Origin of the sequence: Vibrio syngnathi (assembly GCF_002119525.1) — a bacterium.
In the GTDB taxonomy this organism is placed as follows: domain Bacteria; phylum Pseudomonadota; class Gammaproteobacteria; order Enterobacterales; family Vibrionaceae; genus Vibrio; species Vibrio syngnathi.
Window position 1 is genome coordinate 2197143 of sequence record NZ_CP017916.1, and the last position, 17625, is coordinate 2214767.

At 43.9% G+C, this 17625-nt stretch carries 13 protein-coding genes and 1 pseudogene; 10 read left to right on the forward strand and 4 right to left on the reverse strand.

The genetic code is table 11. The features are described 5' to 3' along the window. Positions 1–150 precede the first annotated feature (150 nt). Positions 151–1866, forward strand: a complete 1716-nt coding sequence (locus tag K08M4_RS10010) for an amidohydrolase (protein WP_086049755.1) — start codon at positions 151–153, stop codon at positions 1864–1866. 86 nt (positions 1867–1952) lie between these two features. On the opposite strand, the gene K08M4_RS10015 is transcribed toward K08M4_RS10010, so the two are convergent. Continuing rightward, positions 1953–3209 (reverse strand): MFS transporter, encoded by a 1257-nt coding sequence (locus K08M4_RS10015; RefSeq protein WP_198299282.1) that lies wholly within the window; start codon positions 3207–3209, stop codon positions 1953–1955. A gap of 101 nt (positions 3210–3310) precedes the next feature. Between K08M4_RS10015 and K08M4_RS10020 the strand changes: the two genes are divergently transcribed. The 5 genes from K08M4_RS10020 (at position 3311) to K08M4_RS10040 (ending at position 11008) form a co-directional block, all read left to right on the forward strand. Continuing rightward, a complete protein-coding gene (locus K08M4_RS10020) occupies positions 3311–4078 on the forward strand; it encodes an ABC transporter ATP-binding protein (protein WP_086049757.1) in 768 nt (255 codons plus the stop codon). Positions 4079–4095: 17 nt separating this feature from the next. Continuing rightward, a complete protein-coding gene (locus K08M4_RS10025) occupies positions 4096–5007 on the forward strand; it encodes an ABC transporter substrate-binding protein (RefSeq protein ID WP_086049758.1) in 912 nt (303 codons plus the stop codon). Then, positions 5007–7004: a Fe(3+)-hydroxamate ABC transporter permease FhuB gene (gene fhuB, locus K08M4_RS10030; RefSeq protein ID WP_157665742.1), complete on the forward strand. Its 1998-nt coding sequence runs from the start codon at positions 5007–5009 to the stop codon at positions 7002–7004. Before K08M4_RS10025 ends, fhuB begins: the two co-directional genes overlap by 1 nt. Before the next feature lie 289 nt (positions 7005–7293). Further along, positions 7294–8250, forward strand: a complete 957-nt coding sequence (locus tag K08M4_RS10035) for a GntR family transcriptional regulator (RefSeq protein ID WP_086049759.1) — start codon at positions 7294–7296, stop codon at positions 8248–8250. A 604-nt stretch (positions 8251–8854) separates the two neighbouring features. After that, entirely contained in the window at positions 8855–11008 is a 2154-nt protein-coding gene (locus K08M4_RS10040; protein ID WP_086049760.1) for a TonB-dependent receptor, read from the forward strand. 311 nt (positions 11009–11319) lie between these two features. Here K08M4_RS10040 and K08M4_RS10045 read toward each other — a convergent pair whose 3' ends face one another. Then, complete coding sequence (locus K08M4_RS10045; RefSeq protein ID WP_086049761.1) at positions 11320–12696, reverse strand: CAP domain-containing protein; 1377 nt, start codon at positions 12694–12696, stop codon at positions 11320–11322. Between the two features lie 198 nt (positions 12697–12894). On the opposite strand from K08M4_RS10045, the pseudogene K08M4_RS10050 reads away from it, so the two are divergent. The 4 genes and pseudogenes from K08M4_RS10050 to K08M4_RS10065 form a co-directional block, all read left to right on the forward strand. After that, positions 12895–13059 (forward strand): annotated as a pseudogene (locus K08M4_RS10050) (metal-dependent hydrolase family protein); the annotation flags it as partial. Between the two features lie 72 nt (positions 13060–13131). Continuing rightward, positions 13132–14448, forward strand: coding sequence for an esterase/lipase family protein (locus K08M4_RS10055; protein ID WP_232460210.1), 1317 nt, complete (start codon positions 13132–13134; stop codon positions 14446–14448). Positions 14449–14894: 446 nt separating this feature from the next. Further along, the gene (locus K08M4_RS10060) at positions 14895–15461 is read left to right on the forward strand and encodes a hypothetical protein (protein WP_086049764.1); all 567 of its coding nucleotides are present in this window, start codon (positions 14895–14897) and stop codon (positions 15459–15461) included. Positions 15462–15590: 129 nt separating this feature from the next. Beyond that, the gene (locus K08M4_RS10065) at positions 15591–16025 is read left to right on the forward strand and encodes a GNAT family N-acetyltransferase (RefSeq protein ID WP_086049765.1); all 435 of its coding nucleotides are present in this window, start codon (positions 15591–15593) and stop codon (positions 16023–16025) included. 368 nt (positions 16026–16393) lie between these two features. Here the strand turns inward: K08M4_RS10065 and K08M4_RS10070 are convergent, their stop codons facing one another. Further along, the gene (locus tag K08M4_RS10070) at positions 16394–16597 is read right to left on the reverse strand and encodes a hypothetical protein (RefSeq protein ID WP_004736343.1); all 204 of its coding nucleotides are present in this window, start codon (positions 16595–16597) and stop codon (positions 16394–16396) included. Positions 16598–16986: 389 nt separating this feature from the next. Further along, positions 16987–17439, reverse strand: a complete 453-nt coding sequence (locus K08M4_RS10075) for a septal ring lytic transglycosylase RlpA family protein (RefSeq protein WP_086049766.1) — start codon at positions 17437–17439, stop codon at positions 16987–16989. Positions 17440–17625 lie beyond the last annotated feature (186 nt).

Sequence of the window (17625 nt, forward strand, 5' to 3'; positions counted from 1 at the left end):
CAGTGCTGAGTGGAAGTCACCACAAAATATACGGCAAGTTAACTTAATCAGGAGAGCAACTACGGACACTTTATTATTAAAAATTCGCGATATGATTCTTACCACTCGCTTTCTATACTGACTAAACAGTGGAACATGGAAAATATAATAATGAACAACAAGCTCACTTTGCCACGCACAGCATGGATTGCATTATTCGCTAGCCTAGTCTCTGTGCCATCGGCTTTTTCTCAAAGCCTAACCGCAGACCAGATCTTTACCAATGCCGACATATATGGGCATCGCGAGTCAGACTCGATCGTTACTCACAAAGGCAAGATCATTTTCATCGGTGACCGCGAACAGACGCAAACTTTTGAAGGGCAGTGTACCGAGGTCATCGACTTGGAGAATGCTTTTGTCTTACCGGGGTTCATTGATAATCACAACCATGTGTTTGAAGCCGCCTCAGAGCTGGGTGGCAATTGCGAACTGGATTCTGAAGCTACACGCGAAGAGCAAATCCCTTACTTAGAAGCGTGTAAAATCAATGCCGAAACCAATGGTCGAGGCTGGCTGATGGGTTATGGCTTTTCTCTTGAGTCGACACTCGACAGCGACTCTGAATACACACCACTTGAGATTATCGACAACATCTTCCCTGATCGCCCCGTGGTGATCATGGAGCAAACTTCACACTCAATGTGGGTTAACTCAAAGGCACTGAAAATAGCGCGAATTAGCCAACAATCTCTGGACCCACAAGGTGGCGCGTATTTAAAAGACCAAGACAGCGGCAAGCTCAATGGCATCTTATTAGACAACGCTGGCGACCAAATTATGGAGATGGCGTGGAACAGCCAAAGCGAGCTCTTTGAACAAAGCTACCAAGGGTTAATGTTCGGTCTTGAAGAAGCCGCTGCGCACGGCATTACCACCATTGGTGACGGCCGGATGTATTGGAAACGAGGCTGGTACGACGTTTGGCTAAAAGCGGAGCAAAACCAAGATCTGACGGCTCGCGTGTCATTACGCCCTTGGGTTTACCCATCAATGGCGATACCCTCGCAATTAGAAGTCTTCGAGAAGATGTATTCAGATGATAAAAGCCATCTGTTGCTCGTCGATCAGGTAAAAATGTACAGCGATGGCATCTTCATTAACGGTACAGCAAAAACACTCGCGCCCTATTTAGATACCTATCTGCCACAGTCTCCCAATGGCCTAAACTATATTCCATCAGCACAGATGAAAGAGTGGCTAACCGCGCTCGATAAAATCGGCTTTAGCGCTCATATTCATGCGATTGGTGATGGTGCCGTTCGTGAATCGCTTGATGCGATTGAAAGCGTGCGTAAACAAGGTTCGCAAAAGCCTTACACCCTAACTCACATAGAGTTAATCAATGATGAAGACGTTCCCCGCTTCAAACAACTCAATGTCTCGGCGGATTTCCAAGTCGGTTCCGATTACGTAGCCAAACATCAACACCAATGGGCCGAAGCTTTCCTTGGTGCTCGCCGTGCCAAAGCCATGATGAACCTAGACGCAATACTCAAAACCAATGCCAATATCACCTTAAGCAGTGACTGGAACGTACACGACATCAATCCTTTAGTCGGCATCGCGAATAGCCTAATCATGGGAAAAACAGGCCTAACTGATATCTACACAGCTATCGACGCTTACACGCTCAATGCAGCAAAGAGCCTTGGTATCGAAGACGTAACAGGTTCTATTGAGGTTGGAAAATCAGCGGACTTCGCCATTCTCGACCGAGACATCACCACTGTATCGGCAAGGCAAATAGCCAAGACTCAGGTGTTGATGACAGTGTTGCGAGGAGATGTGGTTTTCGAAGACGCTGATTTCAAAGACATAAATTAGCAAACCAATGTTCGACACAAAGCCGTTTGCTACTAGTTAATATGCTATCCGTTGGCTCGCTAAAAAGAATCAGGGAAATATCAAGGTCAAGCTTGCTCAGCGACTTTAATATTTCCCTCTCTTTTAACAATGTAGCTCGTTACAAAGATCAGTGCTGAACACAGTACACATAAGTAGATGGGATACATCGGGTTCAAGATTGAAGTAAACGCAAGTAATGAAGCAACGCCATAACCTAGAGTATGAGACATAGCGATATACCCTGCGGCTGCGCCCGGAGCATCACTTTGCTTTTCGGTGGCGAATAACGTGTAGGCAGGAACAATTAGCGCAGCGCCAATCGCGGTCAGTACCATCGCCACAGCTAACGCCCACATGCTTGGGATCAAGAACATTCCAAAACCGACAAGCAGACCCAATGCGCCCCAACGGTACATAAAAAACGGTGTCAGTTTTTCCTTTTTGATAACCAAAAGTTGAGTAGCAAAAGTACAGGCAGCACTGACAGTCAAAAGAATCCCGATCGTCTCACTCAATTGTTCTGTTGGCCAATGAGTGATCGAATAGATCAGTGGCGAGAAACTGTATTGCAACAATGCGACTGCGGCACACAACAACAACCCGCTAGATAAAAAAGGCAGTATTGTTTTATTTGGTAACCAAGATGATTGCCCTATTCCTTCAGCCTTCCGAGTTTCTTCTTTAGGGGTTGGTAACAACATCGTGACAAGTAAAGCAACACACGGTAAAAAGATCATCACGATCAGGGGGGCAAAAGGCGATAACTTTAACACTAAAATGGAGACCAAAGGCCCAATCAATCGACCAACACTTAGGCCAAGACTCACTGATGTAATGGCCTGTAAACGGTTCTTTTCACCACACAATAATATCGCCCAATGCTGACTCGCAGGCACCATTCCAGACACCGTACAACCATAAATAATTCGCGCGACCACCAGCCCAATCAAACAAAACACGAATGCCTGCCCCTGTTTGCTGAACATGGCGAAAAAACACAACAACGCAAAGCTGATAGCCATACCTATCAGTGCCTGAATGACGACTTTTTTAGGACCATATTTGTCGCTCTGCCTTCCCCAAAACGGCGCAGATGGCAGAAATAATATGCTTCCTACCGCGATAAGAATCGACCACGTAGGTAAGCTGAATGCAGACTGCTCTACAAGAAAAGGCAGTGAAACGAGTAAGCCGTTTTGCCCAATTCCCATAAGAGCCGAAACAAGACCAATAGCCAATAGTTGAAATTTTTTATTTTGTATCACAGACATAATATCGAAGGCGCTAGATAAGGTTGGTAGGTTCGTAGTGGGCACGAGCATATTACAATGATAAACAGATTGATTTAGCGAATAATTATCATTTTGATTTCACTGTGTTACATTAGCGGCTAGCAGCCCATAACTCAACTTCATATTGCATTATGTACACACTTACCAATGCCTCGTTCGAAATCGACGGTAAGAAAATCCTTTCGCCAACGACTTTGACCTTTGAGCCAAAGAAGATCACCACCTTGCTTGGTCATAATGGATGTGGCAAATCGACACTCATTAAACTGTTAAGTCGACAAAACACGCCAACAGAAGGTGACGTTTTCTTCAATGAGCAACCACTCGCCTCCTACAGTAACCTTGAATTTGCACACCAAGTCGCCTACCTGCCGCAGCACCCACCGATTACTGATGGCGTGACCGTTCGTGAGCTGGTTTGCTTTGGCCGTTATCCATGGAAAGGCGCATTTGGACGTTACAGCAAAGATGATTATGCCATCGTAGACGAAGCGATTGAGAAAGTTGGCCTTAACGCCTTTTCTGACCGATTTGTCGCAACACTTTCAGGCGGAGAAAGACAAAGAGCTTGGGTCGCAATGCTGCTTGCTCAGCAAAGCCAATGTATTTTACTTGATGAACCAACCTCAGCACTCGATGTCGCGCACCAGCATGAATTGCTCGCTTTAATCAGAGAGCTTAATCAGTCACTCGGCTTAACTGTGATCATGGTGCTTCATGATGTCAACATGGCCGCCAAATTCAGTGACCATTTGATTGCGCTTCATTCTGGAAAAGTGATTGCTTCCGGTGCGCCTAAAGATTTGATGACGCCAGAAACACTGATGCAAATCTACGGAATGGAGCTTGCGCTCTTTAAGCACCCTGAGACAGGGCAACCTATCAGCTACATCCCTTAAATCAAAAGGAACCTGTTGTGAAAAAGTTCATCACCATGCTGTTCACCGTATTAGCTTTCAATGCCCTTGCTCTAGAGAGCGCTCACGCACTAGAAATCAAACACGAAATGGGCAGTGCCTCTTTCGATGCTACACCTAAAAAAGTGGTGGCTTTAGATTGGGCACTCACCGAAACCGTATTAAGCCTAGGCGTTGAGTTGCAAGGCGTGGCAGACGCACAAGGTTATCAGCAATGGGTGGTAAAACCTGCGTTAAATGCAGACGTGACAGATGTGGGCTCTCGAAGAGAACCAAACCTAGAGCTACTAACAGAACTCAAACCTGACGTCATTTTAATCAGTGAGCATATGGCGGCGGCCTACCACCAGCTCAATGAAATCGCACCTGTCTTGGTTTACAGTGTCTACAGTAAAAAGAAACAACCACTTGAATCCGCAACTTCGGTTACCCTCTCTTTAGGCAAGCTATTTAACAAAGCACAACGCGCCCAACAGGTGATTGATGAGACAAACAAGAGATTAAGCGATAACGGTGCAAAAATACGTGCCGCAGACAACTCAGACAAACCACTGATTTTTGCACGCTTTATCAACGACAAAACCTTACGCATTCATAGCCAAGGTTCATTAGCGCAAGCCACCATAAGTAGCATGGGCCTTAAAAACGACTGGCAAGAGCAGACAAACCTCTGGGGTTTTACCACTACAGGTACTGAAAGATTGGCTGAACACCAACAGGCGAATGTGATGATCTTTGGCCCGCTAACGGAAGAAGAGCATAAGAAACTGACTCAATCCCCTCTTTGGCAAGCGATGGCTTTTACGCGTACAGACTCCGTTTACGAACTTCCTACCATCTGGACTTTCGGTGGGCTAATCGCCGCTCAAAGGTTTAGTGACCACATTACCGAATTGCTTACCCAAAAATAATGGCTACCGTAAATATCGAAAAAACCGTCACAGGGCGATTCAATATCAAGGCAACGGCACTACCTCTCGCTGCTGTTTTGTTGATCAGCTCGCTACTGCAAATTACCGCTCCTTACTCGCAAGGGATTGGCTTGATTTGGGATACGCTGTTTCACTTTGATTCTTCAAATTATCAGCATCTGATTACTCACCTCACCTATTTACCTAGGCTTACCGTCGCTCTCATTTGTGGTTTTGCACTGGCAGTCGCTGGGTGTGTAATGCAATTTGTACTGCGTAACCCTATAGCCTCACCTACCACGTTGGGTGTTGCTGCAGGCGCAGAACTCGGCATGGTATTAGGGATCCTTTTAATTCCTGCTAACCTAGCTATCCCTGGGTTTATTCCCGCTTTCATCGGGGGCTGCCTTGCAACAGGCTTAGTTTTTACCTTAAGTTCTGCGCGAGGCTTTTCACCATTACACATGGTGTTAGCCGGTATGGTTGTCAGCCTCTTTTTAGGCTCACTCAACACCATGTTGCTCATGCTGCATGAACAACGGCTTACCAGTATTTTTGTTTGGGGTGCCGGTGTACTGAATCAGAATGATTGGTCGAGCGTGCAGGTTCTCATACCTTTAGTCTCGATCCCGACTTTGTTATTGCTGGTTTTACAGCGCCCGTTATCAGCACTGCAATTTGGCGATAATGTCGCCACTTCACTTGGTGTAAACATCAAACAAATCAAATTGCTTTGCTTATCGTTGGCGATCTTTATTACTGCAGCCGTAATCAGTGAAGTAGGCTTAATCGGATTCGTTGGCATTGTGGCTCCTGCTATCGCTCGGCTTCTCGGTGTAAGAGCACTCGCGAAACAGATTCTGGTCAGTGGGTTGGTAGGCAGCTTCATTCTATTGATTGTGGATTTAGTGATTCAGCCCTTCTCTGGCTTTGGTGGCGAACTGCTTCCTACGGGCGCAATGACGGCGCTACTGGGTGCGCCCTTCTTATTGTGGTTACTGCAACGCACTAAACTACAATCCGACCTAAAAAACCGCAGTGAAACCATTGAGCACTACAAATTCGTCAGTACGCGTAAAGTACTGGCCGCGATGTCAGTACTATTGATGGCAATGTGTGTTCTTGCCCTTACAGTAGGTAAAAACCAGTTCGGTTGGAATGTTGAACTCAACCCATCGCTATTCGATCTACGTCTACCGCGTGTATTAGTCGCGCTATTGGCAGGGATCGGGCTTGCGTTTGCAGGCACGATTATTCAACGAATCTCAAACAACCCAATGGCTAGCCCCGAAGTCTTGGGGATCAGCTCAGGGGCCGCTCTGGCGTTAGTGCTCGGTACACTATTTGGCACAGCAGTCGGCCGAAATGAGCAAATGCTGCTTGGTACACTCGGCGCAACTTCAGTGACTGCCGTGGTTTGGCTAATGGGAAGAAAACACAATTTCGCCCCAACGCAAACCTTGTTAACAGGCATCGCGCTAAGTGCAGGGCTCGACGCTCTACTGCGCATCACAATGAGCTCGGGCAATGAGAATGCAACCGCGCTCCTCACTTGGCTTTCAGGATCGACTTATTTAGTCGCGAATCAAGATGTCATTTTGCTCGCCGTTGGGGTTACCATCATCAGTGCAGTGGCGCTGTCTTTGAATCGCTGGATAGAGCTGATTAACTTAGGCGACGTCACCACAAGCAGCCTAGGTATGAACACAACCGCTGTTCGATTGGCTTTGCTTTTGCTAGTCGCGGCACTAACAACTCTGTGCACCATCGTCATTGGGCCATTAAGTTTCATTGGATTATTGGCGCCGCACATGGCGCGTTCGCTTCACCAATATCGCGCGATTCCTCAAATGCTCACTGCAGCATTATTAGGCGCTATCATCATGGTTGCTGCCGACTGGATTGGTCGTACGCTATGGTTCCCTTGGCAGTTCCCTGCAGGTCTATTAGCCTCTCTGATTGGTGGCGGCTACTTCCTCTATCTAATGAGAAAATAAGCACATACGAGAAGTCACTTTCTCCGTTTAAAGCCCCGTTTGAAGCCTTTATTTGAAGTCGAGGCTTTAAGCGGGCTCTCTTCTTACTGACTCATTAACACACTTGCCAACAAAGCTATCAATGAGCTACAGACTATTCAATTACAGACAAAACGTTCAACTCCCAGCCAACCTATCCATTGCAACAGGTCGATTAACATTGTCTTTTGGTTACAAAAACACAATTTATGGTATTTAAGCCTTTTTGTGTTTACCATGGAATCAAGATTAAACACATACTCTGAGCGTCATGGACATAACGACAATTACAAAGCTCCAACAAAATTTGTTATTCAAGGTCATCGCGAGGCTAAAAGCCGACAACGCTAAAGCGGGAAGCAGCCTAAACGAATCATCTTTGGCGCAGCAATTCGAAGTATCAAGAAGCCCTATTCGAGCGGTATTAAAGCACTTGTCAGCGCAAGGCATCACTAAAGTCGTCCCTTATAAAGGGTCTGTATTACAAACCGATGCGGCAGATATCGAAATTTCAGGCCAAGACAACGACCAACAACCTCGCCAAGAACAATTATACCTGCGCGTACTCATGGATTTATTCTTTAGTGAGTTAGGTCAGTCGTTTTCCGAGAAAGACCTGCAACAACGTTATGATGCCAACCGTGGTGAGATGCAAAGCGTACTGCGCCTGTTAGAAAGCGATGGTATTTTTCGTCGCAGTCCAGGATACAAATGGCAGCTTGATGGTGTGTTGAACACCCTAGAAAGACACACCGAAAGTTATCGCTGTCGACTCATTTTCGAGCCTGCTGGCCTACTCGAACCAACATGGACACTTGATAGCAGTGCGATTGAAAGCTGCCGAGATCGCCATGCTCAAGCGATTAAGACCCCAGAATCTGTCAACGCCAGCCAACTCTTTAGCCTCAGTGCCGAGTTTCACGAGCAACTTGCCGCATGTTCAGGAAATCGCTTCTTATTGAGCACCATGCAACAACATAATCGCCTACGTAAAGCGACCGATCTCGTCTCGATGCACATTCAATCTTCAGTCACTAAATCGTGTCAGCGTCGGCTAGAGATCATCGAATTGGTGCTAGAAGGTGACAACCAAACAGCTTCGACAAAATTAGCTCAGCTACTGGAAAATGATATTCGAGTCATGAAACGCACCTACAACGATGTAATGACGGTCTCTATGGAGCAGCGAGAAAGTTTAATCAGCAGCATCATGGCAAAAAACAGTTAACCATCAGGGCAGTCAAATCATGGCTGCCCTTTATCGTTTCCCTCTACCATCCAAAATACTCTTCGTACTTTTTAGTTCTTAGTTTCTAAGTCTTAATTCTTAATTCTTAATTCTTAATTCTGTGTCATGTCACGATCGTACCAGCACTTTCATATCGGTTGAATTATAGGCTGAACATCCGCTTAAGCACTGCGGAACAAGGTACTAGCCCTGTTTTCTCCGGTGACAAACAACCCCGCCAAACGAGTGATTCCAAATCCATAAAAGAAAATTGCATTTTCATATTGTATTTTCGCAACAAAAACACAATAATAATGATTCTTATTTAGAATTGATAAACTTAACGATAATACTTCGTACTTTAACTATGGAAGTAGTAACCGCTTAGGTGGCGCGAATGCGAACGTATACAAGCTTGAAAGATATCGAGATGAGTATGTTTGGGGCCATAAGTAAGTGACCACTGTTAACCTCTTTTCTAATTTAGGAGGCTTCATTTATTACTAACCAGTAAAGATGAACGCTTGTTTACTTATAAAAAACAAAGTCATCGCACAAATATGAGTCTTTGTGCAGCCTTTTATTGATCAAGATTGAGAACAAAATGAAAACCGAAAAAGGAAGTTTCAAGCTTTCCACCGTTGCGCTAGCGATTGTCGCAGCAAGCACAGTGTTTACAGCCCAAGCACAAGAATACACAACCGAAGAAAACATGGTGGTTGTCTCTAGCCGAACGCCTAAAGCGATCAGCGATATCCCGGGAACAGTTTGGTACATCGACACCGATAAAATCGAACAGGAATACCGTGGTGGTAAATCATTAGGTGAAATTCTATCGGCGAGCATTCCCTCTTTAGATGTAAGCAGCGGCGCTCGTACTAACTATGGTCAGAATCTACGTGGCCGTAAGATGCTCGTTATGATTGATGGCGTATCACTACAATCCTCTCGCCAAATCAGCCGCCACTTAGATTCAATCGACCCATTTAACATTGATCGCATCGAAGTGTTATCGGGTGCAACGTCTATCTACGGTGCCGGTGCTTCTGGTGGTGTCATCAACATCATCACCAAAAAAGTACAAGGTGAAGAGTTAGAATTCGAATCTTATGTCGGGGGATCGTCGGGCTTTAATTCAGGTGAAGATTTCGATTACAAAGTCGGTCAATCTATCTCTGGCGGTAACGACAAAGTTCAAGCTCGCTCTTCTGTGGTTTACACCGAGACACAGGGTGTATTCGATGCAGATGGCGATATTGTGACTCCTGACATTTCACAAGGCTCACTGCAATTCAACAAGACGGTAGATTTCCTGACAACTGTTGGCGTGAACCTGTCTGAGACAAAAAAGCTCAACTTCCTTGCTCAATATTACGATAGCCAGCAGAACTCTCCTTACGGCCTATACATCACCGGGCGCGATTTTGTTGACGTACGCAAAGGCTTTTACTCCGATCGCGAACACGGAACTGAGCGCATCATGCTTAGCGCCTCTTACGTCGATGATCAATTCCTTGGGCATCAGTTAATTGCTGAAGCTTCGTACCGTAAAGAAGACCAAACTTACACGCCTTATTTCCAATCTTCTGGTCAACAAATTACCGATGTTATTTCATTAAAAACCACACTGGCTAAGAGCTTCAATAAGTTCAATGTTGTTTATGGAATCGACGCGTATCAAGATCAACTTGAAAGTAATCAAGCGCTTTACGATCCTACCATTGCGAATAATTCAGGTAATTTAATCAACAAAACCTACGCACAAGTCGGTCGTTATGCTGGAGTTAAAGTCAGCTCTATCGCGGGCTTTGTACAATCTGATTATGCAATCACCGAAGATTGGACGGTGGAAGGTGGATTCCGCTACCAATACATCTCTAACAAGATTGATGATTTTGTCGGCTACAGCCAACAGAAGAAAATTGCTGCAGGTAAAGGGAAAACAGCAGACGCAGTACCCGGTGGTGAAACCGATTACGGTGTTGGCTTATTTAACCTAGGTACGATCTACCACCTTAATAACGAGTCTCAAGTTTGGGCAAACTTCTCGCAGGGTTTCGACCTTGCAGACCCAGCGAAATACTACGGACAAGGTAGCTACAAGCTCGTTGGCGATCACTGGAAACTCAACGACAGCATCAACGTTAATGACTCAAAAATGTCTGGCATTAAAACCAACAGTTTTGAGTTAGGTTACCGCCTTGATACTGGTGAGCTAAGCCTGCAAACCGCGGCTTACTACTCACAATCTGACAAATCAGTGAAGTACAACAAAAAGACATTGCTGATTGAAAACATCAATGACAAAAAGCGAGTGTACGGACTAGAGGCGATGGCTTCTTACTGGGTACATGACAATATTCAACTGGGCGCTTCTGGTCACTACGTCACCTCTGAAGTGAAGGGTAATGACGGTTGGAAAGATGTATCTGCAGGAAGTGCAAGTACTTCTAAAGCAAGTGCTTGGGCAGGTTGGTATGACACAGACCTATCTGTAAAAGTACAAAGCCAAACTATGTTTGATTACGAAGACGACAAAAACAAACTTGATGGCTACACCGTGTTTGATCTAGTAAGCACCTACCAGCTTCCTGTCGGTAGCCTAGGTTTCGGCATTCAAAACTTACTGAACAAAGACTACACCACAGTTTGGGGTCAACGTGCTCAAATCCTTTACTCGTCTCATTACGACTCAGCGGCGTATGACTACAAAGGCCGCGGCCGTACTTACACTTTGAATTACCAAGTTAAGTACTAATTAATCGGTCTACATAAACTGATTTAATTACCCACTCAAACGAATGGGATGCTTAAGCAAAAAAAAGGGTTGGCAAATATGCCAACCCTTTTTATTGAAGTGTCTATTGCGAACTCCCCTATGTTCAATTTTACGTATATTTAAGCCGTCTTTTTTCAAAAAGATGCTTATTTATCATCAAGTGCAAAGTAGATCTTCGACACAATCCCTTCAGCAATCAGAATCGTAAATACCATCACGATTTTTGAACCCACCAAGATGATGTAAGTCGTGATTGCTCGGTACACCTTAGGGGGTAACCTTTGAGCGAGTTAGTTGAAATCTTGCGTCCAATACGACATCTTCGATGCGTCTGACTTGCTGGCTTTATATCCAATACCCATCTTTGTGTGACGGCTGTTCATTACGTTTTGGCAGTGACCTTCGTGGCCAGCCCAGCTATTGAGACCGGCATTATTCACTTTGCCATCACTTCTCGGACTGGTGTAACCAAAGATAGGGATCACAACCGACTTCGATGAAAGCACAAACGCATTCTGACCTGAACTGTTTACAACGAAGTGACCTTGGGCATCTCTCCGATGTTGCTCATCTGAGTTCAACTGAGCATTGTTAGCCGTGGTGTTGTCCCAAGCGATAGGCGCAACTGGCGGGTAATTGCCACTCGCAAACGAAGAGCCAAATGCATCACAATAGCGCTGTGTCGACCTCGCGCAGTTTGTCGAAATAACAGATTGATACTTAATAGTGTTCTGGCTTAGATCTTCTGGAATATTCACAATTCGGCACCATTTTTCATCGGCAACGCCTTGACCGGGCATCCCCCAAATCGCACCATTCAGCAGTTGATTTATATCTAATGATGAGAAATCGATAAGAGTGTCGCTATTGAGCTGGCCGAGCTCCAAATCGATCTTTCCAGATGAAGGGTTCAACTCAAAGATCGAGGCCCCTACCTCCTTTGCTGCTGCATTAATTTTGTCTCGCTGCAATAATTCCCAAGAATCACCAAAACGCTCTTTTGACTGCTGTCCATAAGCTTGAGCGATAAAATCATAAGTGGGCAAATTAGACTCCACTCCGCTCCCATCTTTGGAAATGACACTGCCAACATTTTTAAATTCCAAAGCACTGTCGAACACCGCATCGTTAAATACATACGATCCCAAGAGCTCACTTGAGCAAGAGTTGCTTTGCATATCGTATCGATACTCAGAAATTGTACCGTCTACGATTAACTGATGATTCTTCCTTTGCGCACTTAACCCTGCAGTTTCGTAACAGTGCCAATCGTTAACAAAGTTGCTGCCATTATCGATAACGATTGTTGGTACAGCGATAGTCACATCAACCTTCTGAGTATCTCCACCTTTGAATGCAGGCAGTTCGTTTTTAACAGTAATCGATGAATAATTTCTGATTGGATCCGTTTTTTCGATAAAGCCTTCGATAGCAAAAATCATATTGTTGCTAAGAGCTTTAATGTCAGGCTGCTGAGACGTTACTGTCGACGGAGAATCGGTGTTGCCTGTAGTACTAGGATTGTTTGGGGAACTTGGGTTGTTTGAAGTTCCTGGGGGAGTAGCGTTATCAGAAGTAGAGGTGCTTCCCCTAGATGAACTTTCTCCTCCACAACCGGAGATAATCAATGCCAGAAGTGCCACCGCTGAGATATTAAGTTTGTTCATGAGTTAATCCTTAACCATATATTTTTCTTGGTATTAGGATGTTGCCTCATAGAACGAACTTAAATTTCAGACCAATGTCAGAGCCCCCAAATACTGACACTAAGTTTACAATTTATAAGATATTGTCAATTCGAAGTTTATTTTATAAGCCAATGGACTCATTCAGCGACACACACTCATTTCCAAAAAGTGCAGACTATGAAAAATATAATCACTAATGCGAACGTATTTAACGGTGTTGATAACAACTTTATCGAGAATGTATCAATCCTCATCGAAGATAACTTGATCACTGAGATTGGAGAGATTGACCCAACGATTGCCGATGAAACGATTGATGCTCAAGGCGGATTCTGTAACCCTAATCAGCAGTGCTTCATCTCTGAGTAAGGCTAAACACGGTGATATGCTATTATTAACACAAGCTTTTGATTTATGGATGAAATTGGAATGAGACAATTCATTACTGGACGACTATTTTCCGTACTGTTATTCAGTTCAGTCCTGTCGGGGTGTGGTAATTTTAGAAATCTATCTAACGAGATAGACGCAATTGATGCCTATACCAACCAGTACCAACTCATTTTGAGCGAACCAGCATCAGGCTCAGCCGTCGTTATTCAACAGATTAAAGATATCAATAAAAGTGAAGTTGATGGCTACGACGGCATAATAGATAGCGATAGCATTCAATTGCAGCTATCTCGAAAAATACACTACTTACTTATCTTTGATGATAAAAACCAAGATTTAACACTGCAAGCTGACGAACCATTCAGTGTCGTTAACCTACATGATCATCAAGACAATTCCACAGTAAAAGTTGCACTCGCCATTGACGAAAATAAAGCGCCTAGAGCCTTTGTTAATCGCTCCTTGTCCTCTTTACTGAAAGTAGAATTGGACCTTGTCGATATAGGCACCGTTGTGAGTTTAACGGATCCGCCCTTTAAGCGAAAAAACGCTAAGCTCGGCATGTGGCAGCCGGTAACATTCTTTTTTGAAGGCAATGCTGGGCTCTACTTTTTGTCGGAATACGATCCAACTAAAATCCCGATATTATTTGTACATGGTATCAACGCAACCGCTTTAGATTTTGCTCCATTAATCGAAAAGGTCGATCAATCTAAATACCAAATATGGGTGTTCAACTACCCTTCTGGCTTATCTCTGGTTTTAAGTTCAAAAGGCTTGAATAACCTGCTGCATACCATAGTGACGGAATATAAGATCCAACAATTACACGTGGTGGCACACAGCATGGGTGGGCTGATCGTGACAAACAGTGTTCGTCAGTGCCAAATCGGACAGCTGTGCAATTTTGTCAGTAGTGTCACAACCGTATCTTCCCCGTTCGGCGGCGTTGAGTCCGCCAAACAAGGAGTTGAATACTCCCCTATCGTGATGCCAGCCTGGGTAGATTTAAATCCAGACGGAAAATTTATCTCCGAGTTATTTGGTAGTAAGAATAAAAACCATACCCCGCACTTTTTAGCGTTTGGATACAATTCGGGGGAGTTATTTAATACCAACAGTAATGATGGCGTAATTGACCTATCAAGCCAGCTTTCGCGCCCAGCTCAATTAAACGCCGACCAAATTTTTGGGTACGACGAAAATCACTTAAGTATCTTAGACAACGATGACTTGTTTGAAGATCTTTCTGAATTTTGGTTGAGGACTGAACAAGAATCGCGTTCATTACTTCATGTGGGGAGACCCAAGCGAGCAGGTTTAAGACATATCGGTTAAAGAAAATGGAACGCTCAGGCGTTCCATTTTTGTTTGTGTGGAGTCTAATACTTGTCGAAGTTGAGAGCATTGATATCGCGTGCGTTCGGTCTAATTTAGAACATCCTCCCCCTCTAACTCCCCCTCAAATTAAGTTCATCAATCCCTTTAGATCTGCGACCGAGGGGGAGAACCTTCTTTGGCCCTGAATTTACAGCTGCACATGTCACGATCGGTATTCAGTTCCTCCCCTTTCCACGAATTACAATGGTTCTAAGATGCAAACTAAGGGGAGGCTAGGAGGGGATTTAATAATGAGATAACACGGGTTTGCACCTGAAAAATCGGATTTACACCGCATTATATTCTTATTTTTCAGTTGGTTAAGCCATGGGTTTGGGATGCGCTGAAAGTATAAATTCGTGCCTGCACGATATTAAAATGTTAGCTGTAAATAGGAGTTAATATTGAGTAATAATAAGGAATCGCATCCAATCCGTAATGGTGTAATTACGTCAGTAGTTGGCGGAATCATTCTATCTTTTTGGTCTCCGTTTAGAGATCTCTTGGTCAAGGCTGCACTATGGTGCTGGGGACTGCTGACTTCTATTTGGGTATGGTTTTCATCTACACACGAAACCTACGGATGGATATTCGCACTATTAATTGCGCTGTCATTTCCAACGTTAATTAAGTTGGCTTCCTTAATGGCAAGAAAAAAAGAACCAGGAGTGGAAGAACTATATAAGTCAGATTATCTATTCGGGGCTGATTGGGATTGGTACTACTTAAATGGTGAAATTAAAAATCTATGGTGTTTGTGTCCGTCCTGTAAGAATGAACTTGTATTTTCTGAATTCGTACCAAACAGGTATGACTATAGACATGACGGTTTAGAGCCAAAAACAGATTTCTTGTGTGAACGCTGTGATACGACAAGGTGTTCGTTGAAAGGAAATAAGAGATATGCTCTTGGCACTGTCGAAAGAGAAATTCGTAGAAAAATTAGAAGTAACGAGTGGCAAAACAGCTAACAAAAGCTTCAAACCGACAAACAACGCGTGGCATTTTTAGTTTGCGGTGAGTTTCGTGTTTAGGGCGCAGTGCAGCGGCTTGCGTTGTCTGCGGTTTAAGCTAGCGTTATGTCTCAAGGATGGAGAGCAATGCAAGAATACAAAGTAAGCACAAACAATGAAGGCCTCGACTTTGAGTTTATCTATAAATTTATTTCACGTAGTTATTGGGCTTCTGAGATTCCAAGAGAAACTTTGAAAAAGGCGATATCAAACTCTTTTTGTTTTGGTGTTTTTACTGACACTGGCGATCAAGTTGGCTTTGCTCGACTCATAACAGATAGAGCTACATTCGCTTACCTTGCGGATGTGTTTATTGACGATCGTCATAGAGGGAAAGGTCTGAGCAAGTTGTTAGTGCAAACGATAGTCGAACACGCTGATGTAAAAGGACTCCGTAGGATGGTTTTGGCTACTAGGGATGCTCACGGGCTCTATGCTCAATTCGGTTTTAGACCAGTAGAAAATCCAGAGATATTAATGCAAATCTGGCAACCGAATGTCTATCGTGACCAAGAGGCATAACAAATAAGGATTAAGGTGTTGCGTTGCCAACACAAAATCCCGAGTGTTGAACAAGCCTGAAGCCACTTTATTAAGTAAATTATTCGATGAGGGTCGAGGGGCATTGCGCCTTGAACTGGTCTATTAACGCATGACACCAAGTTAGTGACTTTCCATACTTGTAGTTATTCATGAATTGCTAATTTAGCAAAACCACTAACACAGAAATGTCCAGAAACGTTTTTAAAATTGATCAAACTCTATTGTCCTCCGACAACAATGGCTAGATATAGAGCGAGCATAAGGTCAGATAGAGTTTAAAAGTAGGTAGTGGCTAGGGGGGAATTGGTGATCTTAATTACACATCCCTGTGTAACGTATTCTGAATATCAGCTGGCTTTAAAGCGCTTCATAAATTGACTAAAGCGTGGAATCAGGTTTTGCACAGTCGGCGCATCGGGAATCTCATTTACAAAAATCATAAAGCGCTGTGCTTTACTTTTATCACCTTGAGCAGTCCCTGCTAGTATTGCTTGAGCCAAAATTACATGCTCAGCGGTAACGTCCTTATTCGAAAATTCGTGAATCAACATAGAAAATCCTAATAAGTATAAATACGGATGTAATAATACAATATATTGATGTTTATATCGATAGCTCATGGCATTCATCAATGTCAGATTGGTGTGAAAATAATACTGGACAGTGAGCTTAGTGACTTTCCATACTTATGCTAATTCGTGATTTGCTAATACTTGGTTCTCCGAAACACGTTTCTGTCCAAATCCAATTTAGACATCCCAAAACAAAAAGGGATTGGTATCTCTACCAATCCCTTCCAGAGTTAACATGTCGCTCGTTGGTTCAGCATTGAAAGCCGATTTGATAATCACCTAAGTTCACTTATTTCTAGTCCTACTTCGAGGCAAATCATCCTCATCCTATTGTAGTGGTCAACAATTCAAGGGAAGATTTGTGGTGGTTAGTGCTTGTACCTAAAGGTATTACTGTCATCAACAATCTCGATTTTTACAGGCACTGTTCCTTGCTTAACGTTGCCGATTTTTGAAAATGCTTTGTGCGAAAGGTCGATAACTCGGCCTTTGACATAAGGGCCTCGGTCGTTAATTTTCACATCGACCGACTTGCTATTAGCTGTATTGGTCACTCTCACGATAGTGCCAAAGGCTAAGGTTTTATGCGCTGCCGTGTAGGCATTCATGTTGTATGTCTCACCACTTGCTGTGAGCCTTCCATGGAATTTATCGCCATACCAAGAAGCTTTACCAGCAAGAGCGTGTGACTTGGCATATTCCTTTGTTTTAGAACTGCCGACAGCCGACGTTGAAGTGCATCCGGCCAATACCATAAGAATAAGAGCAGTAAAGATAATATGTGATTTTTTCATGTAATTTGGGTGCGCTAATCTGTGCATTTTTCTCTGTTTTCGCTGTTTTTTGGTTCGCCATATATTGCTGAGTATAGTCACTGCACAGCTAAGGCTACCATCCGGTAAGATGCACCAATATTTTCATGGTGTACGCTTTCTTCCGTCATGTTCATGAAAGGTTTTATCGTCAAGACGTCAACTTTAACAACGTCTTAAATCTGATCAATTCTT